This is a genomic window from Pseudarthrobacter oxydans (assembly GCF_013314975.1).
In the GTDB taxonomy this organism is placed as follows: domain Bacteria; phylum Actinomycetota; class Actinomycetes; order Actinomycetales; family Micrococcaceae; genus Arthrobacter; species Arthrobacter oxydans.
The window spans coordinates 1-20188 of record NZ_JABTYH010000038.1; the positions used below are offsets into that span (position 1 = coordinate 1).

The 20188-nt window shown below is 66.9% G+C and carries 13 protein-coding genes and 2 tRNA genes; 6 read left to right on the forward strand and 9 right to left on the reverse strand.

Translation table 11 applies throughout. The features are described from left to right. The 7 genes from HTS88_RS19020 to HTS88_RS19050 form a co-directional block, all read right to left on the reverse strand. A partial coding sequence (locus HTS88_RS19020; protein WP_174181197.1) for a hypothetical protein occupies nt 1-443 on the reverse strand: 443 nt, incomplete at its 3' end. Between the two features lie 8 nt (nt 444-451). Further along, entirely contained in the window at nt 452-1084 is a 633-nt protein-coding gene (locus HTS88_RS19025; RefSeq protein WP_174181199.1) for a bacterial proteasome activator family protein, read from the reverse strand. 78 nt (nt 1085-1162) lie between these two features. Then, on the reverse strand, nt 1163-1366 hold the full coding sequence (locus HTS88_RS19030; protein ID WP_174181201.1) for a YbdD/YjiX family protein: 204 nt from the start codon (nt 1364-1366) through the stop codon (nt 1163-1165). Continuing rightward, the gene (locus HTS88_RS19035) at nt 1366-3666 is read right to left on the reverse strand and encodes a carbon starvation CstA family protein (protein WP_174181203.1); all 2301 of its coding nucleotides are present in this window, start codon (nt 3664-3666) and stop codon (nt 1366-1368) included. The genes HTS88_RS19030 and HTS88_RS19035 overlap by 1 nt, the downstream gene beginning before the upstream one ends. Before the next feature lie 228 nt (nt 3667-3894). Then, nucleotides 3895-4179 carry a DUF1540 domain-containing protein gene (locus tag HTS88_RS19040; RefSeq protein ID WP_104189059.1) on the reverse strand — a complete coding sequence of 95 codons (285 nt, stop codon included), beginning with the start codon at nt 4177-4179 and terminating at the stop codon, nt 3895-3897. Nucleotides 4180-4271: 92 nt separating this feature from the next. Beyond that, nucleotides 4272-4805, reverse strand: coding sequence for a PadR family transcriptional regulator (locus HTS88_RS19045; protein ID WP_174181205.1), 534 nt, complete (start codon nt 4803-4805; stop codon nt 4272-4274). Nucleotides 4806-4850: 45 nt separating this feature from the next. Continuing rightward, nucleotides 4851-5834: an NAD(P)H-quinone oxidoreductase gene (locus HTS88_RS19050; protein ID WP_174181207.1), complete on the reverse strand. Its 984-nt coding sequence runs from the start codon at nt 5832-5834 to the stop codon at nt 4851-4853. Between the two features lie 107 nt (nt 5835-5941). Between HTS88_RS19050 and HTS88_RS19055 the strand changes: the two genes are divergently transcribed. Both HTS88_RS19055 and HTS88_RS19060 read left to right on the forward strand, forming a co-directional pair. Further along, nucleotides 5942-6029, forward strand: a tRNA-Ser gene (locus tag HTS88_RS19055). A 453-nt stretch (nt 6030-6482) separates the two neighbouring features. Further along, nucleotides 6483-11036 carry an ExeM/NucH family extracellular endonuclease gene (locus HTS88_RS19060; RefSeq protein ID WP_174181217.1) on the forward strand — a complete coding sequence of 1518 codons (4554 nt, stop codon included), beginning with the start codon at nt 6483-6485 and terminating at the stop codon, nt 11034-11036. A 138-nt stretch (nt 11037-11174) separates the two neighbouring features. On the opposite strand, the gene HTS88_RS19065 is transcribed toward HTS88_RS19060, so the two are convergent. Beyond that, a complete protein-coding gene (locus tag HTS88_RS19065) occupies nt 11175-13115 on the reverse strand; it encodes an FAD/NAD(P)-binding protein (protein WP_174181219.1) in 1941 nt (646 codons plus the stop codon). A 65-nt stretch (nt 13116-13180) separates the two neighbouring features. Between HTS88_RS19065 and HTS88_RS19070 the strand changes: the two genes are divergently transcribed. The 4 genes from HTS88_RS19070 (at nt 13181) to HTS88_RS19085 (ending at nt 17710) form a co-directional block, all read left to right on the forward strand. Continuing rightward, nucleotides 13181-15379 (forward strand): prolyl oligopeptidase family serine peptidase, encoded by a 2199-nt coding sequence (locus HTS88_RS19070; protein WP_174181221.1) that lies wholly within the window; start codon nt 13181-13183, stop codon nt 15377-15379. Between the two features lie 2 nt (nt 15380-15381). Beyond that, nucleotides 15382-15906, forward strand: coding sequence for a GNAT family N-acetyltransferase (locus HTS88_RS19075; RefSeq protein WP_343045022.1), 525 nt, complete (start codon nt 15382-15384; stop codon nt 15904-15906). A gap of 114 nt (nt 15907-16020) precedes the next feature. Next, nucleotides 16021-16108, forward strand: a tRNA-Ser gene (locus tag HTS88_RS19080). 168 nt (nt 16109-16276) lie between these two features. After that, nucleotides 16277-17710, forward strand: a complete 1434-nt coding sequence (locus HTS88_RS19085) for an MFS transporter (RefSeq protein ID WP_174181223.1) — start codon at nt 16277-16279, stop codon at nt 17708-17710. 87 nt (nt 17711-17797) lie between these two features. On the opposite strand, the gene HTS88_RS19090 is transcribed toward HTS88_RS19085, so the two are convergent. Continuing rightward, on the reverse strand, nt 17798-20047 hold the full coding sequence (locus tag HTS88_RS19090; protein WP_174181226.1) for a RecQ family ATP-dependent DNA helicase: 2250 nt from the start codon (nt 20045-20047) through the stop codon (nt 17798-17800). Nucleotides 20048-20188: the final 141 nt, after the last annotated feature.

Genomic DNA, 20188 nt, shown 5'->3' on the forward strand with positions numbered 1-20188 from the left:
CCCTCCTCGCTCAGGTGGCGCTCGGCGTCGGCCACTTGCTGGAAGACGGACTCGGCGCGCCTGCGGACGGACGCCGCACCTACCGGGACCGGGCCCACGGCGAGCCGGAGCATGGCGGCCGCCTCGGCCGTGGTGGCCAGCGAGTTGCCGGCTTTGGACAGGGCACGGTGCACGCCGGCCAGGCCAACGGGAATATCCAGGCCTTCATTCGGTGAACGCCGCTGCGCTTCCATGCAGACCAGCCGTACCCTTTCGAGGAGGGCAGCAAGCTCGTTGGCGATCTCAAGCAGCTCGCCGTAGAGCTGGTCGTCCTCGACGCCTTCGAGGACCTGGTGGAAGCGGTCCAGTCCCCGCTGGAAGCGGTCGTGGGCCCGGCGCCACAGTCCCTTCCCCAGTTCCGCATCATCCTTGCGCCCCTGCCTGGCGGCGCTGAAAAAGCCCAAGCGCACCCTTACAGGTATTGTCCGGGACCGTGGTCCGGGTCTTCCCGCTGGCCTGGCCGCGCGGAATTGCCGGAGCGCGAACCTGCGGCGGCCCTTTGAGGCTCACCGTTTTCCCCAATCACCACGCCGGGGGCAATCATGGTTCCCGGCGGCAGCTGGCGCAGCTGCATCTGCGCGGCCGCGTGCTCACGGGCCGCGTGCTGGGCGGCAATGGCCGTCTGGATCCCGTGGAACAACCCCTCAAGCCACCCCACGAGCTGGGCCTGGGCTATGCGCAGTTCAGCGTCCGAGGGAGTGCCGTCGTCGGAGAAGGGAAGGCTGATCCTGTCCAGCTCTTCCACCAGCTCCGGCGCAAGTCCGTCTTCCAGCTCTTTGATCGAGCGCTCGTGGATTTCGGCCAGCCTGCCCCGGGCAGCCTCATCCAGGGGTGCGGACTTCACTTCCTCCAGGAGCTGCCTGATCATGGTTCCGATCCGCATCACTTTGGCCGGCTCATCCACCAGGTCCTGAAGGTTGCTCCCCTTGGGCCTCATGCCCTCAGGAGGGCCGGGGTGGGCGTGCACCGGCGGCTGCCGGTCGTCAATGGGAGTGCCTTCTACCGGGAGGTCCTCAGCTGGCTGAGTGTCTTGTGGATCGCTCATGCGTTCATACTCTCATGAGCGATCCACCCGCGACCCACCGGACGAACCCACCTGACGGTTTGTCCGCTGCAAGCTCAATCAGCAGCACCGGCCCTGCGGATTGCTGTCCTGGCGGTCTGTCCGGTCACGCCAAAACTCCCTCTCCGTGAGTGGCGCATCCACGTGGCCGGCCGCCCTGTGGTGCTCCAGATACTTGGCGTACGCATCCGCGCCCAGGACGCCGCCGAAATACCGGGCAACGCCCCGGACTCCCCGCGTCAGCACAGCCAGTCCCGCTGCCATCAGTGGTGGCCACCCCTTTCGAACCTCAGCTCAGCCGGCACCTTGTCCCACTCCGCCATCAGCTCGCGCTCGGCGGGTGTGGGGATAATTCCGGCAGGGGCGAAGACCCGCGACGGGAGGGCAGGGTCCTCGTTGTCCTGGACGGCGGTGCCGTCCGCGCGGTTGCGGAAGGCCCTGGCCGTGGCGAGCAACGCCGTCGCGATCACGATAATGCTGAGCACCACGAAGATCACGGAGAGCCAGCCCTGGATGGCCGTGTTCCGCACGACGGCCTCCATGGCCGCCACGGATTTCGCCGTCCCAAACTCCGTCTTCCCTTCTGCGAGGGCCTTGCTGAACGCCGCGTTGTTGGCGAAGTAGCCCACCGCGGGCGTGGACGAGAAGATCTTCTGGTAGCTCGCGGTGATGGTCACCACGGCAGCGAAGCTGAGCGGCAGGGCAACGATCCACAGGTACTTGAACGTGCCGCGCTTCGCCACGATGGCAAGGCACACGGACAACGCGATTGCCGCGAGCAGTTGGTTGGCAATGCCGAACAGCGGGAACAGCGTGTTGATGCCGCCCAGCGGGTCGGTGACGCCCATCAGCAGCACCGCGCCCCAGGCCCCCACCATGATGGCGGTGCAGAGCCAGGCGCCGGGCCGCCAGGAGTGCTCCTTGAACTTGGGGACAAAGTTTCCGATCGAGTCCTGCAGCATGAAGCGGGCAACGCGGGTGCCGGCGTCCACGGCGGTGAGGATGAAGAGGGCTTCGAACATGATGGCGAAGTGGTACCAGAAGGCCATCATGGCGGTACCGCCAACGAACTGCTGCATGATGTGCGCGAGGCCCACAGCCAGGGTGGGAGCACCGCCGGTGCGGGACACGATGCTTTCCTCACCCACATTGGCTGCTGTCTGGGACAGGAACTCCGGGGTGATGTTTACCCCGGCGAGGCCCAGGCTGTTGACCCAGGTGGCTGCTGTTTCCACCGTCCCGCCGGTCAGCGCGGCCGGTGAGTTCATGGCGAAGTAGAGTCCGCGGTCGATGGAAATCGCGGCCACCAGGGCCATGATGGCCACGAATGACTCCATCAGCATGCCGCCGTAGCCAATGAACCGGGTCTGGCGTTCCTTTTCGACGAGCTTCGGGGTGGTGCCGGACGAGATCAGGGCGTGGAAGCCGGACAGGGCACCGCAGGCGATGGTGACGAACAGGAACGGGAACAGGGCCCCCGGGAACACGGGTCCGTTGTCCCTGCTGGCAAATTCACTGAAGGCGGGGACGGTGATCTCCGGGCGGACCACGATGATGGCCAGCGCGAGCATCACGATGACGCCGATCTTCATGAACGTTGAGAGGTAGTCCCGGGGTGCCAGGAGCAGCCACACGGGCAGGATGGCGGCAATGAAGCCGTAGACGATGAGCCCCCACGCGATGGTGACCTTGTCCAGGCTGAAGATGTCAGCGCCCCACGGGGTTTCGGCCACGATGCCGCCGCCGACAATAGCCGCCATCAGCAGGACGAAGCCGATCAGCGACACTTCCATGACCTTGCCGGGCCGGAGGTAGCGGAGGTAGACGCCCATGAACAGGGCGATGGGGATGGTCAAACCCACGGAGAAGACACCCCACGGGCTTTCGCCCAGGGCATTGACAACGACGAGCGCGAGGATGGCCACGATGATCACCATGATCAGCAGGGTGGCAATGAGGGCCGCCGTGCCGCCGATCACGCCAAGCTCCTCGCGTGCCATCTGGCCCAGGGACCTTCCACCGCGCCGCATGGAGAAGAACATCACCAGGTAGTCCTGGACAGCGCCGGCAAGGACGACGCCGATAATGATCCAGATAGTGCCGGGCAGGTAGCCCATCTGGGCTGCAATGACAGGACCCACCAGCGGTCCGGCGCCGGCGATGGCGGCGAAGTGGTGGCCGAACAGGACATTGCGGTCAGTCCGGACGTAGTCCTTGCCATCGGCCTTGTACTCGGCCGGCGTCGCACGGCGGTCGTCAGGCCGGGTGATGTAGCGCTCAATAACCTTGGAGTAGAAGCGGTAGCCGATGAGGTAGGTGCACACCGAGGCAAAGACGAACCAGATGGCGTTGACGGTCTCTCCGCGGATGATGGCCAGCATGAACCAGGCCAAACCGCCCAGCAGGGCGATGCCTGCCCACAGCGCGATCTTCCCCGGCGTCCATTTCCGGTCTTCTGCCTCGCGGACCTCCTCATCGATGGCTGTCGGGGGCAGGGCCGGGTCAGTGGCCACCACGCCCCTTTCCCCGGATGCGTTCCTCCGTTGATCAGGCGTTTCGGCCATGTCTCCTCCTTGAGATTGTTTCGCTTCTGCTGTGACGCACCCTACCAACCCGCAGCCCCATTCCAGGGGCGTTCTGCCAGATGGCGCAGAAACCTGCGCTGAGCGGAGGGGAAGCGGCGACGAACGACGGATCAGCTTGGGGTCGCAGCCGGACCAACGCAGCGAAGGCCCCCGTCCGAACACTTCGGGCGGAGGCCTTGGCTCGTGGGAAAAGCGTAAAGCTGCTCCTCAGGCGTGTGAGTAGGTGAGGCAGTCAGCGTTGTCCGCCCCGGGGCCGACATGCACCTCTGCGGCCTTGCACATCAGGTGGTCGTTGTGGACACATTCAGAGCGCTGGCAGGCTCCGACGTCGGCAAGGACTTTGGGCAGTCCGCCGTGCATGCCCGTGTCGATAAAGGTGGCGCAGTGCGCGTGGTTTTCGGCGCCGCCGACCGTGATGGCGGCAGCATTGCAGTTGGTGTGATCGTTAAAGGAACAGTTCGTTACGCTGCAGTCGGCCACGTGGGTTGCCATGAGCTTCCTCCAAGTTCCACCGCCCGGCCGGGCGGCTCCTGAGCCCCACGCTAAACCTGTCCACTGCAATCAAAAAGACCCAATTGTGTTGCCTATTTCCCCTGCGCCTGCTGGATCATCCTCGCCTCGCACAGATCCAGCCAGCGGACCTCCGCCTCGGTCTGGAAAATCAGGGAGTCCAAGACCAGAAGCCACGCCGTATCAACGCTCCGCTGGCTCGAAGCCGTCTCCCGGCGGGCTTTGGTGTAGTCCTGCAGCGCCCGGACGGAGGCCATCCGCTGGCCCTGGATGATGGCCTGGATATCGACGCCGGGCACGGTGACAGCGAGGGCCAGCTTGATGGCCAGCTCATTGCGCGGCGGGTTGTTCCGCTCCACGGGGGCCGCGAACCACTCCCGGATCTCCGCCCTTCCGGCCGCCGTAATGCTGTACACCACGTGCCCGTTCCCGTCGTCGCCGTCCCTGGCCACCAAAGCGTCGCGTTCCAGGCGGTCCAGGGTGGTGTACACCTGTCCAATGTTCAACGGCCAGGTGTTGCCGGTGCGGTTCTCGAACTCGGCCCGCAGCTGGTAGCCGTAGCGCGGCTGGTCCTGCAGCAGGGCGAGGAGGCTATGGCGGATGGACATGCTGTTCCTTGTGCTCGGCGGGCAACGGTCTGCGGGGCGGAGCACTCACATGAGCAGCAGGATCTTTCCTACGTGGTCACCCGTGTCGAAGTACCGGTGGGCCGCACGAACCTGGTCGAGCGGAAAGGTCTTTGCCACCAGCGGCCGCACCCGACCGTCACTGACCAGCGGCCAGACGGCCTCGCGGACGGCGTTCATAATGGCACCCTTTTCCTCCACGGGCCGCGGGCGCAGGGCCGTAGCCACCACGGCGGCCCGCTTTTGCAGCAGCTGCCCCAGATCGAGCTCCCCCTTGGTGCCGCCCTGCAGTCCGATCACCACCAGGCGTCCATAGTCAGCGAGCGCGTCCACGTTCTGTTTGAGGTATTTGGCTCCGACGACGTCGAGGATGACGTCTGCGCCTTTGCCTCCGTTCTGGCGGCGGAGGCTCTCGGGAAAATCCTCTTCGGCGTAGTTGATGGCAATGTCCGCACCCAGGAAGGCCTTCGCCGTGCTCACTTTTTCATCAGAGCCCGCGGTAGTGGCAACCCTGGCGCCGAGCGCCTTGGCCAGCTGGATGGCCATGGTGCCGATCCCGCCGGTGGCTCCGTGGATCAGGACAGTTTCACCCTCCTGAAGCTGGGCGGTCATGACCAGGTTGGAGTAGACGGTGGCGGCAACTTCGGGAAGGGCTGCTGCGGTCACCAGGTCCACGCCGTCGGGCACCCGCAGGACCTGTTCGGCACGGACGGCCACCTGCTGGGCGTAGCCGCCCCCGGCCAGCAGCGCCACCACTTTGTCCCCGAGGGAAAACGCCTTCGTGACACCGGGACCGAACCCGGCGATCCGGCCGGATACCTCAAGGCCGGGGATGTCCGATGCGCCGGGCGGGGGCGGGTAGAAACCCCTGCGCTGCTGCACGTCCGCCCGGTTGAGGCCGGCCGCGACGACATCGATCAGCACCTCTCCGTTACCGGGTACCGGGGCCTCGACCTCGCGGACCTCCAGCACTTCCGGGCCGCCCGGCTCCGAAATGTAGACGGCTTTCATGGAACACTCCCGTTTCTGACTGAATACTGCGTGCAACCAGTGTGCACCGGACACCTTCCGGACTCTGTTTTGTTGCAGGCAAGTGCCTATGAAACACTACTTGTTGAGGAAGGTTGTCCGAGCGGCCGAAGGAGCTAGTCTTGAAAACTAGTGTGCGGTAACCCCGTACCAAGAGTTCGAATCTCTTACCTTCCGCGAAAAAGGACCCCTGTCCGCCAGCACGCCTGGCAGACAGGGGTCCTTCGTTTAACCTGCGGCGGGCACCGCCGGCCCTGACGTGGCCGCCATGACGGGAACCGGTGCCGCCACGTAAATCGTCCTGGCAAATTTCCGCCGTCCCCTTCCAGCAAAGCTACTGGCCGGTATCCTTTGTGATAGTCGGCACACTGGGGCAGATGCCGGCCACCACATACCGCCAACAGCATCACCGGAACCGGGGCTACTGGGGCTCCCGGCCGGAAGGTGGCCCGTTCCGCTGGGGAGCGTCCCGCCGAATGCACGCGCTATCAACCCTGCGTTCATTCAGCGCTGTTGTGATGTGCCGGATACCACTTGACCAGGAGCAGGATCCGGGCCCCTGTCCGTCGGTACAACCCGGACATCTTCCATTGGGTCCCCACCGGGACACCCCTATGAAAGTAAGAGCGGATGCATCACACACCTTGGAAACTAGCGCTGGGGACAGCGTTGTCGGCGGGGCTGCTGGCTCCCCTGGCAGCATTTCCCGCAGTTGCGGACACTACAGCCGCGGAGGTCTCACCCGCGGCAGGCACATCCCCCGTTGTCATCAACGAGGCCTACCTCAGCGGCGGCAGCACGGGCGCCGCCTACAAGAACCGGTTCCTGGAGCTTTACAACTCCTCGGACGCCCCGGTGCGGCTGGACGGCTGGTCAGTCCAGTACCGTTCCGCAACCGGGCTCGCAGCCCCCACCACCGTGGCACCCCTCACCGGCACCATCGCGGCAAAGGGTCATTACCTGATCCAGGGTGCCAGCAACGGAACCAACGGCGCCGCCCTCCCCACCCCGGACCTCGTGGCGGGCGGCCTGAACTTCAGCGGCACATCCGGCACCATCGTGCTCGCCAAGCAGCCCACCGCCGTCGCGCTTTCCACAGGTTCCCAGGTGGAGCCCGCAGGCGTTGCGGACCTGCTGGGCTACGGCTCCTCCAACACCTTCGAGACCGCAGCAGCTGCAGGCCCTGCGGGTACGGGCGACGCCAGGAGCCTGAACCGCAGCGGAGGTGCGGACAGCAACAGCAACGCCGCCGACTTCAGCCTCAGCACCACAATCAGTCCAACCCCAAGCGGCTCCACTGCCCCCGGGCCCGATCCCAGTCCGGACCCCACCCCGGATCCGGCCCCCGTGCCGTCCAGCACGTCGATTGCCGAGATCCAGGGCACGGGTGCGCAAAGCCCCCTCACCGGCTCAACAGTGACCACCACCGGAAAGGTCACCGCAGTCTTCCCCACCGGCGGCCTTAACGGCTACTACCTGCAGACACCGGGAACCGGCGGCGACCTGACGGCAACCAACCATGCCGCGTCGGACGGAATCTTCGTCTACTCCCCCGCCACGGTGGCATCGGTCCAGGCCGGAGACCACGTGCAGGTGACAGGTGCCGTGGCGGAGTACTACGGGATGACCCAGCTGAACGTCACCGCGGCCGCCGGACTCACCAAGCTGGCCGAGGCCGCGCCGGAGGTCAAGGCCACGCCCTTCACACTGCCCGCCGGCGAGGCCTTCCGCGAATCCCTGGAAGGCATGCTCCTGGCACCCCAGGGGCCGCTGACCGTCACGGACAACTACTCCCTGAACCAGTACGGCGAGATCGGCCTCGCCGGCGGAACAACGCCGCTGGTCCAGCCCACCGCCGTCGCTCCCTACGGCTCCGCCGGGTACACCGCGACGGTGGCGGACAACGCCGCCCGCGGAATCAAGCTCGACGACGGCTCCAGCACCAACTTCCTCAAGGACCCCACCACGAAGGCGCAGGTCCTTCCCTACCTGACCACGGCCGACCCGGTACGGGTAGGCTCCCCTGCCACCTTCACCACCAATGTGGTGCTGGGCTACGGCAACAATGCCTGGAAACTCCAGCCGCTGACCCACCTCACGGATACGAACAAGGCCTCTGTCCAGCCCGCAACCTTTGGGGCCACCAGGACGGAAGCTCCCGCAGCGGTGGGCGGCAACCTCAAGATCGCCTCCTTCAACGTGCTCAACTACTTCCCCACCACAGGGGACACCCTGACCGGCTGCACCTACTACGAGGACAGGGCCGGCAACCCGATCACGGTCCGCGGCGGGTGCGATGCCCGCGGGGCTGCCAACGCGGAGAACTTCAACCGGCAGCAGGACAAGATCGTTTCCGCCATCTCCAAGGCCGGCGCGGATGTTGTCACGCTGATGGAGATCGAAAACTCGGCACAGTTCGGCAAGAACCGGGACGACGCCCTGGCCAAGCTGGTGGACGCCCTGAACATCGAGACGCCGGGCATCTGGGACTACGTCCGCTCACCTGCCAACGCGCCGCCGCTGAGCGACGAGGACATGATCCGCACCGCGTTCATCTACAAAAAAGCCGTGGCGGAGCCCGTGGGTGAATCCATCATCCACAACGACACCGTGGCGTTCTCCAACGCCCGCAAGCCGCTGGCCCAGGTGTTCAAGCCCGTGGGTGGCGGTGCGGGGACAGAGTTCATCGCCATCGCAAACCACTTCAAGTCCAAAGGCTCCGCTGCCACGCCCGAGGACACGGACCAGGGGCAGGGCGCATCAAACCTGGCGCGCACAGCCCAGGCGAAGTCCCTGCTGGAGTTCACCAAGTCCCTGCAGCAGTCCAAGGGCACGGACAAGGTGTTCCTGATCGGCGACTTCAACGCTTATGCCAAGGAAGACCCCATCAATGTCTTCACGGCTGAGGGCTACGTCAACCAGGACGAGAAGGCCCGCAACGCCGACGGCTCCGCCAAGCACTCCTACCTCTTCGGCGGCATGGTGGGCTCGCTGGACCACATCCTGGCTTCCCCTGCCGCCAATGCGGTGGTCACCGGGGCTGACATCTGGAACATCAACTCGGTTGAGTCCGTTGCCCTGGAGTACAGCCGCTACAACAACAACGTCACCAACTACTACGCACCGGACCAGTTCCGCGCCAGCGACCACGATCCCGTGGTGGTGGGCCTGGACCTGCAGTCCGCTCCCGCCGCCGTTGACCTGAACTTCCTGGGCATCAACGACTTCCACGGCAGGATCGACACCAACACGGTCCTGTTCGCCGGCACCATCGAGAAACTCCGTGCGGCGGCCGCCCCCGGCGCCACCGCCTTCCTCTCAGCCGGCGACAACATCGGCGCGTCGCTGTTTGCCTCCGCCGTCGCCAAGGACCAGCCCACCATCGACATCATGAACGCCCTGGACCTGAGGGCCTCTGCCGTCGGCAACCACGAGTTCGACGGCGGTTGGGCCGACCTGCAGGACCGCGTCATCGCCGGCGGCACCAACGCCCGGTTCCCCTACCTGGGTGCGAACGTCTACAGGAAGGGCACCACCGAGCCGGCCCTGCCCGAGTTCACCGTCCTGGACATGAACGGCATCAAGGTTGCCGTCATCGGCACGGTCACCCAGGAAGTACCCGCCCTGGTGACCCCCGCCGGCATCGCCGACCTTGAGTTCGGCGATCCTGTGGACGCCATCAACCGTGCAGCTGCACGGATCACCGCGGAGAAGCTGGCCGACGTCATCATCGTGGAAAACCACGACGGCGCCGGTTCGGGAACGGTGGAAGGCTCCACCTTGGAAGAGGAGGTGGCTGCCGGCGGTCCGTTCGCGAAGCTGGTCACCGAAACCTCCGCGGATGTTGATGCCATCTTCACCGGCCACACGCACAAGGAGTACGCCTGGGACGCGCCCGTCCCGGGCGCCGAGGGCAAGACCCGCCCGATCGTCCAGACGGGCAATTACGGCGAGAACGTGGGGCAGATCCAGCTCACCGTGGACACCGCCACCCGGCAGGTGACCGCGTACAAGGCCGGAAACGTGAAGCGCACCACGGATCCTGCCGCGGATCTCATCGCAGCCTACCCGCGCGTGGCCGCCGTCGACGCGATCGTCAGGAAGGCACTCGCGGACGCCGCCGTCGTCGGCAACCAGCCCGTTGGTACCGTCACGGCGGACATCACCACGGCCTTCACCACGGATGCCGCCGGTGTGGCCAAACGCGATGACCGCGGCAGCGAGTCCACCCTGGGCAACCTGGTGGCAGATTCCCTGCTCAACTCGCTGCAGCCCGCCGAGCTGGGCGGCGCCGAGATCGGTGTGGTCAATGCCGGCGGTTTGCGGAACGAGCTCTACTACGCCCCGGACGGCACCATCACCTATGCCGAGGCCAACGCGGTACTTCCGTTCGTCAACAACCTGTGGACCACGTCCCTGACGGGTGCGCAGTTCAAGACGCTGCTGGAGCAGCAGTGGCAGACCAACCCGGACGGCACGGTTCCCAGCCGCGCCTACATCCAGCTGGGTCTGTCCAAGAACGTGAACTACACGTACGACGCCGCACGGCCGGCCGGTGACCGCATCACCTCGGTCCGGGTGAACGGGGCTGCGCTCGATCCGGCAAGGTCCTACCGGGTGGGTACGTTCAGCTTCCTGGCAACCGGGGGCGACAACTTCCGCGTCTTCACGGAAGGATCCAACACCAAGGACTCGGGGCTGGTGGACCGTGACGCCTGGATCGGCTACCTGCAGGACAGCAGCCCGGTTTCGCCCGATTTCGCGCGCCGCTCAGTGGCCGTTACCAACACCACCGCCACGGAGGTCAAGCCCGGCGAACAGGTCAGCCTCACGGTCTCCAAACTGGACCTGACCTCACTGGGCAGCCCGGTCAACAAGACCCTCACGGCAGTGTTTACGGACACCGCCGGGGTTGTGGCCGAGCTCGGGTCCGTGCCGGTCACGGCCGGTTCCGCAACGGTCAACCTGCCGGTCCCGTCCGGTGCCGCGGCCGGGCCGGGAACCCTGGTCCTCACCGCCGCGGAATCGGGCACGAGGGTCACGGTGGGGGTCAAGGTGGCGGCAGCCGATCCTGCCGGGCCGGTGTGCACGGCCCCGGTCAAGCCCGCACGGCCTGCGGACCTGACCGGCCAGCTGAACTACGGCCAGGCCATGGCTGCCTACCGGGCCTGTCTGCGCGGCTGACGCCCCGTCTGGAAGCGTGAAAGGTCCGGAAAACCACTGACGCTCTCTCACCTAAAGCGCCATTTCCCCACATGCTCTCTCACTCGTGAGAGAGCATGTGGGTTTTAAGCGCATTAAGTGAGAGAGCGTCCCGGGGGTTTACAGCCCCAGGATGGCTCGCGCGATTTCGTCGGCGTCCCGGAGCGTCCGCTGGCCGCTCCGGTAGGCGGGCTGGCCGGGCTGCACGGCCTCCGCGGCGATGGCTGTCCCCCATTGCGAGGACGAAAGCTGCAGGCCCAGCACGTAGAGGTTCTCCGTCACGGACCCGTTCGCTGCCAGCGGCCGGTAGGGGTGGGGCACAACATCCAGGCCCGTGGACTGCACGGGCGCGCCCTCCGCCGTCATCATCAGCCTCGGCCTGACCAGCCCGTCCGCGAGCAGCTGCTCAAGCACCGGCGAATCGTTTGCGGACACCCTGTTGCCCGGAGCGAGCGCCTCCACCATGGTCCTTGCCGTCACGGGCGGTCCGTCCACCCAGGGGGACGAGGCGGTGAACACAGCGTTCCTGCGGTCCACGCCGAACTTCGGGTCGGGCCCGACGAAGCTGACAATCCCGGCCCTTGCCAGCGCAGCCAGCTGCTCCGAACGGAGCGCCGGCGGCCCGCTGGCCAGCCCTTCCACAAAGGACTCGAACCAGCCCCGCAGCCCGGCGACCCATGATTCGTCGGTGATGCCGCCGTCGGCCACTGCTGTTTTCAGGACCGCCCGGCCGCGGTGCAGGGCGCCGATGGCCATCTTCACCGGATCATCCTCGCCAAGGGCCGAGCGGCGGGCGTCGTCGAGCAGGTATTCGACGACGGCGGCGTCAAGCTGGGTGCGCGACGCGAAGGAACGCCCCGCCAGCGGCGCGGCCAGCCCGGGAAGGTCGAGCCGGTGCCGCGGGCCCACGTGCACGGCCAGGACGCTCTCGACACTGTCCTCCCACTTGGCAGCGCTGTGGGCATGCGGGTGCAGCGCCTCTTCAAGCGCGGTAAGGAAAGCGGCGGTATCGGGAACCGCGCCGGGCTGCGAGCGCACCAGGGTTGAGTAGTACGCCCAAAGCGTGTCGCGGTGCAGCAGCGGCCAAAGGTCGTGGTCGAAACCCGGCCGGATCCCGGCGGTGCGGAAGCGTTCCAGGGCGGCGTCAGTGAGGTACCGCAGGGTGACCGAAGCAGGGTAGTAGCCGGCGAGCGCCGCTTTGGCCCGGTAGGGCGTCCCCCGGCGTGAGGCGGCGATGATCAGCGGCTCCTGGCCGGACGGTTCGTAGTCCAGCTTCCCGCCGTTGCTGACGAACTTCCCGCCGCGGCCCTCGGTGAGCTGGCCCATGGCGTCAAAGAAGTTCAGGCCCATGCCGCGGACCAGGACGGGCTGGCCGGCGGGAATGGCCGCCCAGTCGACGTCTGCAGGCACCGCGGGCGGCAGGTACCGCAGGCCCAGCTGCTCCGCCGCGCCCTGCAGTTCCCGTTGTTCCGGGTTCAGCCGGGAAGGGACGTGCCCCAGGGCCAGCACCACGGCGCCGGTGCGAAGCGTCGATCCCCCTGCCAGGCCGACGTCGAACGTTCCGTCCGCGGCCGGACGCACCGACTCAGCGGACGTTTCATGGAACTGGATGGTGACGCCGTCGGGAGCCTTTTCCGTCAGCTCGTCCAGTGTGCAGCGGAGGTACCGGCCGTACAGGGCCCGGCTGGGAAAGTCACTGGATCCAAGCACCGCCAGCTCCGCCCGCTCATCCGGGGTGAGGGACGGCGACGAATGTGCCTGCTGCTCCGCCCGCCACTGGTCAAAGGTGGTCCCGGCGACGGGCGCTGCCAGGGCAGGGTCCTGCGGAACCAGCGTGGGATAGAAGGACTGCGTGTTCATCAGGTACAGCCGTGACTGCTGCGGCTGCCACACGTGCCCGGGCCCTGCCGGGTAGGGGTCGATGACGTCGATGTGGAGCTGCACGGCGCCGGTACCGTCCGTGGCAAGGGCAGCCGCGTGCGCGAGCAGGCGTTCCAGAACGCTGGTGCCCCGGGGACCTGCACCGATGATGGAGGTCCGGATGCTCTGCGTTTTTTCCACGGCATCCAGCGTACGGGCTGAACGCGTGACTTGCCCGCCGGCAGCTAAGTTGTTTGGATGGCCCAATGACCACCACTGCAGCTGACTCAGCGCCCGAGCCCGTCGACGAGAACGTCTGGCTGGAGGAGATCTACGGCGAAGAGCAGCTTGCCTGGGTCAAGGAACAGAACTCGCGCACCGAAGACCTCCTGGAGGACGCGGACTACGCCGGCCTGGAAGGAAGCATCCTGGAGGTGCTGGACTCCACGGACCGGATCGCCATGGTGGGCAAGCGCGGGGACTGGTACTACAACTTCTGGAAGGACCGCCACAACCCCAAGGGCCTGTGGCGGCGCACAACGTGGGAGAGCTACTGCACGGATTCCCCGGAATGGGACGTGCTGCTCGACGTCGATGAGCTGGCTGCGGCGGAGGGCCAGGAGTGGGTTTTCCACGGCGCTACATTCCTGCGCCCCGGTGCCGGGGAGCCCTACCGGCTGGCGCTGCTGGCGCTCTCACCGGATGGCGGCGACGCGAACAGGTACCGGGAGTTCGACGTGGAGAGCCGGTCCTTCGTGGATCCGGCCCGGGGCGGTTTTGACCTGCCGACGGCGAAGGGCAACGTTTCGTGGCTGGACGCGGACACGCTGCTGGTCGCCTCCACCGCGGACGGGCTGCCGAAGACTGCTTCGTCCTACGCCCGCACGGCGGTCACCCTGAAGCGCGGCGCTGAGCTGGCCGGCGCGCCCCTGCTGTTCGAGGTCCCCGAGCACCACATGATGGCAGTGGTGGCGCACGACTCCACGCCCGGATTCGAGCGGACCTTCGCCGTTGACTACATCGACTTCTTCAACCGCAGGAACCTGGTGCTGCGGGACGGTGAATGGATGCAGATCGACGTGCCCACCGACGTAAACGTCAGCGCGCACCGGGAATGGCTCCTGTTCCGGCCCCAGCAGGACTGGGCAATCGACGGAACCACCTACCCGGCCGGTTCACTGCTTGCCTGCGGGTTCGAGGACTACCTCGCCGGCGCACGGGAGCTGGCGGTGCTGTTCGCGCCCGACGCCCGCACGTCGCTGCAGTCCTGGAGCTGGACCCGGAACTTCCTGCTGCTCAACCTCCTCAAGGATGTTTCGTCCGAAATCCGGGTCCTTGATCCTTCCCGCCCGTCTGACGGTCCGGGTGGCGCCTGGGCCGCCACGCTCCTCGACGCCTGCCCGCCCCTGCACGATGTCAACGCCTACGCTGTCGACGATGAAGACGCGGAAGCGTCCGACGGCGGTGCGGGTGACGACTTCTGGCTCGTCGCCACCGGGTTCACCACTCCCACCACGCTGATGCGCGGCACCCTGGAGCGGACCTCAGACGGAACGCCCGGCGTGGTGAGCCGGCACGCCGTGGTGAAGGCGTCGCCGTCGTTCTTTGCAGACGCCGATTACGAAGTGCAGCAGCATTTTGCCGTGTCCGAGGACGGCACCCGCGTTCCCTATTTCCAGGTGGCCCCGCGGAACCTGGCGCTGGACGGGCAGAATCCCACGCAGCTTTCCGGCTACGGCGGGTTTGAGGTGTCCCGCACGCCGGCTTACAGCGGCACGGTGGGCAGGGCGTGGCTGGAGCGCCGCACCTCGCTGTCTGCCGGTGCTGACGGGGATGCTCCCCACTCCCGCGGCGGCGTCTACGTGGTGGCGAACATCCGCGGCGGCGGCGAGTACGGGCCGGCGTGGCACCGCGCAGCCCTCCAGGAGAACCGGCACAAGGCCTACCAGGACTTCGCCGCCGTCGCCCGGGACCTCATCTCCCGCGGGGTCACCTCCCGCGAACGGCTGGGCTGCGTGGGCGGCTCCAACGGCGGGCTGCTGGTGGGCAACATGCTCACCCTTTACCCGGAACTGTTCGGCGCCGTGTCCTGCGGGGTGCCGCTGCTGGACATGCGCCGCTACACCAGGCTTTCCGCCGGCCACTCATGGATTGCCGAGTACGGCGACCCGGACGTCCCCGAACAGTGGGAATACATCAGGACTTTCTCCCCCTACCACCTGCTCAAGGACGGGGTGGAATACCCGGAAACGTTCATCTGGACCGCAACCTCCGATGACCGGGTTGGTCCGGTCCAGGCGCGCAAGATGGCCGCCCGGATGCTGGCCATGGGCATTCCGAATGTCTGGTTCCATGAGGCGCTGGAGGGCGGGCATGCCGGAGCATCAGACAACCGGCAGGCGGCGGCACTGCAGGCACGGAGCCAGCACTTCCTGTGGAAGGCCCTGGCAGGCGGACTGGCGTAGCGGTGGGCCTGGACCTGCGGCGGGCGGAGCCTGCCAACGTTGAACGGCTGGCGGCGGTCCACGTCCGCTGCTGGCAGGAGACCTACCGCGGGATGCTGTCCGACGGGTTTCTCGACTCCCGGGTCCCGGCCGACCGGCTGCCTCTCTGGCGGCACCTGCTGGAGTCAGCAGAACCGGGAGTCGTGTGGGTGGCGTCCGACGGCGGAACTTTGGTTGGGTTTGCGGGCGTCCACCACGTGCCTGCCGGGGATACGACGCATGCTGCCGCGCCGCCGTCGTCAGGGGACCTGGAACTTTGGGGACTGTACCTGTTGGCGTCCCACCAGGGGCTTGGCCTGGGACGCCGCCTCCTCGAGGCCGCCCTGGGCACCAGCGCGGCGAGCCTGTGGGTGGCCGCGGACAACGGGCGCGCCATCGGCTTCTACCGGCACTTCGGCTTCGAACCGGACGGGGCCGCGGACACGATTCCGGACTGGGAACACCTCCGCGAAATCAGGATGGTCCGGGCCGGGCAGCCCCGGCAGTGACGCGGGCCCCAGGCAGCTGCGGGGTGCTTTGAGGAGTGCTGCGGGCGGGCAGGTGATCCGTTTTGCACTGCATGGCCCGTTCTGCGTATCCTTGGTGGGCTAGGAATAGCAATTGGAGACGTGCCAGAGCGGCCGAATGGGCTTCACTGCTAATGAAGTGTGGGGCACAACTCCACCGGGGGTTCAAATCCCCCCGTCTCCGCGTTTTGGCCCCGGTCCTGGACCGGGGCCTTTTTGCGTTTCCGGGCTCTTTGGGATCCCGGGCCTTTGGGCACCCGGGCCTTTGGACCCGGGATTTAATGTCCGGTTCCTGCGTCCGGGGTGCGGACACCGGGGGCCCGGCACGTTCTGCCGGTGGCAGGATGAACGGATGGCAGCAAGCAACGCGGTGGATGGGACACCCGGGACCGCCCAGGCATGGAGTCCCCGCCTGGCCCTCCTGGTGGCCGCCACCTTCTTTATGGAATTCCTCGACGGCACCGTCCTCACAACGGCCATCCCCAATATCGCTGCCGACTTCCGGGTGCCGGCTCCGGACGTCAACATCACCATGACGGCGTACCTGCTGACCGTGGCCATGGGCATTCCGCTCAGCGGCTGGCTGGCGGAACGGTTCGGTGCCCGCCGGATCTTTTGCCTTGCCATTGCCATCTTCACCATCGCATCACTGGCGTGTTCGCTGAGCCAGGACCTCGCCGCCCTCACCCTCAGCAGGATCGCCCAAGGTTTCGGGGGCGCCATGATGGTTCCCGTCGGAACCCTCGTGGTCCTTCGCGGGACGCCCAAGGCCGAACTGCTGCGCGCCACCGCATTCCTGGTGTGGCCCGGACTGCTGGCGCCCGTCCTGGCTCCGCTGGTTGGCGGGGCGCTGACGACATACCTGTCCTGGCACTGGATTTTCCTGATCAACCTTCCCCTGGGTGCGGCCGCATTCCTGGCGGCTCTCCGGCTGGTGCCCGCAGGAGCGGGCGATGGCGGGCGGCGGCTGGACTGGCTGGGGCTGGCCCTCACCACGCTCGGCGTGGGGGCACTGGTAGTGGGCCTTGAACTGGCGAGCACGCATCCGGACGCTCCCTGGGCTGCCTTGAGTGCCGGATCAGGAGCGGCTGCCCTGGCGTGCGCCGTGCTCTGGATGCGCAGGGCCCGCAATCCGCTCTTTGACCTGGGGGTTTTCAGCACCCGAACATTCAGGGCGATGGCCACCGGTGGGTTCGCCTACCGGCTGACCATCAGTTCCGTTCCCTTCCTGCTGCCGCTGATGTTCCAGGCCGGGTTCGGCTGGTCCCCCCTGCACGCCGGTGCCATGGTGGCTGCGGTCTTTATCGGCAACATCGGCATCAAGCCGGCCACGACTCCCCTGATCCGGCGTTTTGGCTTCAAGGCCATGCTCGTGTTTGCCTCGTTGGCTTCTGCAGCGACCTTCGCCCTCTGCGCCCTGCTGACGGCGGACACCCCTGAGCCGTTGACCTTTGCGCTGCTGGTCTGCAGCGGGGCCTTCCGCTCCATCGGTTTCTCCGCCTACGCCTCGGTCCAGTACGCGGACATCGCCCCTGCGCAGCTCACCTCGGCGAACGTCGTCTCAGCAACACTGGTGCAGCTCGCCGCTACCGCCGGCATCGCCGTTGGAGCCCTGCTCATCCGGCTGTTCGACGGACTCGGCACTTTCCCGTCCGACGCCGCCGGCCCCTTCCGCGGAGCATTCCTCGCGATGGCGGTGCTGATGCTGGCGAGCACCGCGGACAGCCTGTTCCTGCCGCGGCACGCCGGCGCAGAAGTCAGCCAGCGCAGAGCCCAACAGGTTTGAACCAGCCCTGCCTTGGCCGGTGTGCGTCACAGCGGCCCACGGGTGGTCCGGTCCGGCGTCAGCCCGCTGGACCAGGCATCCCCCGCGTCAGCCGGCCTGCGCCAGCACCAGCGGAAGGACAGCTCCCGCACCTGCCTCGCGAAGCGCCCGGCCGGCAACCGTGAGCGTCCACCGGCTGTCCACGATGTCGTCTATCAGCATCACGCTGCCGCCCTGCACGGAGCCCAGCGCCGCCTCAAGTTCGGGCCCCACCACCAGGCGGTCCCATACCCCTGCCAGGCGGTAGGCACTGTTGCCGCCGCGGCTCCCGGTGGGACCACCGTGGGCCAGCTGCAGCTCTCCCAGGTACGGGATGCGCCCGATCTCGGAAATGCCCCTGGCAAGGGAGCCCACCAGTTCCGGTTTTCCTCGCGAGGGGACGCTGACGATGGCTGCAGGCCGTCCCGCCCCGCTCCAGCCGGGATTGCGTGAGTCTCCGGCGCCCCACTCGCGCAGAACCTGGACGCAGGCTTGCAGCATGCCCTGATCGACCTGCCGGTCTGCGGCACCGGCCGCGAACAGCTCCCGCAGTGCACCGCCCCAGCCAAGATCGGTAAGCCTTGCCAGGACGCGCCCCTCGGCGAGCCCCTCACCGGGCTTGAGCTTTCCCTTCACCGGAACTCCGAGGCGGTCCATTCCGCTGGGCCACTGCAGCCGCGCCTCCAGCACGCCGCCCGCCCTGCTGAGGGTCTGGCTGGCCGCCGCCGTGGCCTGTTCAGCGATGTCTGCCCGGAACCACTGACCGGCGCAGTTGTCGCACCGGCCACAGGCGTGCGCGGTCTCGTCGTCCAGGACTGAGGTGATGTACTCCATCCGGCATCCGGCCGTGTCCTGGTAGATCACCATGGAGTCCTGCTCGTCCACGCGGGCTTCAGAAATGCGCTGGTACCGCTCGGCGTCGTATATCCAGGGCTGGCCGGTGGACCGCCACCCGCCGCCCACCCGTTCCACGGCCCCGTCTACTGACAGCACCTTGAGCAGCAGTTCCAGCGGAGTTCGGCGAAGGTCTACCCGTGCTTCCAGTGCAACTGTGGAAAGTGCGGTGCCCGCTTCTGCCAGGGCGGTAAGGACGGCCGCCGCCTTCTCTTCAGAGGGCATGGAGGCGGTGGCAAAGTACTGCCAAATGTCGCGGTCCTCCGCGCCCGGAAGCAACAGGACGTCGGCGTTCGCCGCTCCACGGCCGGCACGCCCCACCTGCTGGTAGTACGCAACGGGGGAAGAAGGCGCGCCGAGGTGGACCACGAAGCCCAGGTCTGGTTTGTCGAAGCCCATCCCCAGGGCTGAGGTGGCCACGAGGGCCTTGACCTGGTTGTCCTTGAGGAGCCGTTCCGCCCGCTCCCTGTCGGCGGGGTCGGTGCGGCCCGTATAGGCGAGCACTTCATGGCCGGCCTCGGCCAGCAGCCGGGCCGTGTCCTCCGCTGCGGACACCGTCAGGGTATAGATGATTCCGCTGCCCGGCAGGTCCGCCAGATGCGTCAGCAGCCAGCCAAGGCGCTGTTTGGCGTCGGGAAGGGACAGGACACCCAGCCGCAGGGAGTCCCGGCCAAGGGCGCCGCGGATAGTCAGGACGCCGGCCCCGAGCTGCTCTTCGATGTCATGCACCACCCGCGAGTTGGCCGTGGCGGTGGTAGCGAGCACCGGGACGGTGTCCGGCAACTGGGTGATCAGGTCCGCGATCCGGCGGTAGTCGGGGCGGAAATCGTGGCCCCAGTCGGAAATGCAGTGGGCCTCGTCAATCACCAGCAGGCCGGTCCGGCGGATCAGTTCCGGTAGCTGGTTTTCGCGGAAGGAGGGGTTGGTCAGCCTTTCCGGCGACACCAGCAGGACGTCCACCTGGTCAGCGGCGAGCTGTTCGCGGACGGTGTCCCATTCCAGCTGGTTGGCGGAGTTGATGGCCACAGCGCGCACCCCGGCGCGGGCCGCGGCAGCCACCTGGTCCCGCATCAAGGCCAGGAGGGGCGATACGATCAGGGTGGGCCCGGCGCCCCTGCGCCGCAACAGCAGGGAAGCCACGAAGTACACTGCCGATTTTCCCCAGCCGGTGCGCTGGACCACCAGGGCTCTCCGGCCGCCGTCGACCAACGCCTCGATTGCTTCGAACTGGCCCTCGTGGAAGCCTGCCGTCGGGTTGCCGACCAGCTCGCGGAGGACCTCGAGGGCCTGTGCGTGCGTAGCTGTCGAAGAAGGGACATCTGTGGTTGCAGGTCCAGAAAGCCCGGTCCCAGGAAATGCCGGTTCGGAATGTGCGGTTTCGCTAAGAGCTGGTTCAGGAAATCTGGCGTGCTGGTTATCGACCATTGATTCAGTATCCCAGCCACGTCCGACACCCAGGAGCACGGCCGCTGCTATGTGGATATGCGACGACAGGGGGCGGAAGGCCCATTACTCCAGATGTGTTTATCCACAAACATAGCCCTCCCTCAATTGCCGAGCACCGGC

Excerpts from the sequence above, each read along its gene's own strand:
- HTS88_RS19035 (WP_174181203.1), bottom strand. The coding sequence starts at position 3,666 with ATGGCCGAAACGCCTGATCAACGGAGGAACGCATCCGGGGAAAGGGGC.
- HTS88_RS19040 (WP_104189059.1), bottom strand. The coding sequence starts at position 4,179 with ATGGCAACCCACGTGGCCGACTGCAGCGTAACGAACTGTTCCTTTAAC.
- HTS88_RS19025 (WP_174181199.1), bottom strand. The coding sequence starts at position 1,084 with ATGAGCGATCCACAAGACACTCAGCCAGCTGAGGACCTCCCGGTAGAA.
- HTS88_RS19070 (WP_174181221.1), top strand. The coding sequence starts at position 13,181 with ATGACCACCACTGCAGCTGACTCAGCGCCCGAGCCCGTCGACGAGAAC.
- HTS88_RS19050 (WP_174181207.1), bottom strand. The coding sequence starts at position 5,834 with ATGAAAGCCGTCTACATTTCGGAGCCGGGCGGCCCGGAAGTGCTGGAG.
- HTS88_RS19045 (WP_174181205.1), bottom strand. The coding sequence starts at position 4,805 with ATGTCCATCCGCCATAGCCTCCTCGCCCTGCTGCAGGACCAGCCGCGC.
- HTS88_RS19085 (WP_174181223.1), top strand. The coding sequence starts at position 16,277 with ATGGCAGCAAGCAACGCGGTGGATGGGACACCCGGGACCGCCCAGGCA.
- HTS88_RS19060 (WP_174181217.1), top strand. The coding sequence starts at position 6,483 with ATGCATCACACACCTTGGAAACTAGCGCTGGGGACAGCGTTGTCGGCG.
- HTS88_RS19030 (WP_174181201.1), bottom strand. The coding sequence starts at position 1,366 with ATGGCAGCGGGACTGGCTGTGCTGACGCGGGGAGTCCGGGGCGTTGCC.
- HTS88_RS19090 (WP_174181226.1), bottom strand. The coding sequence starts at position 20,047 with ATGGTCGATAACCAGCACGCCAGATTTCCTGAACCAGCTCTTAGCGAA.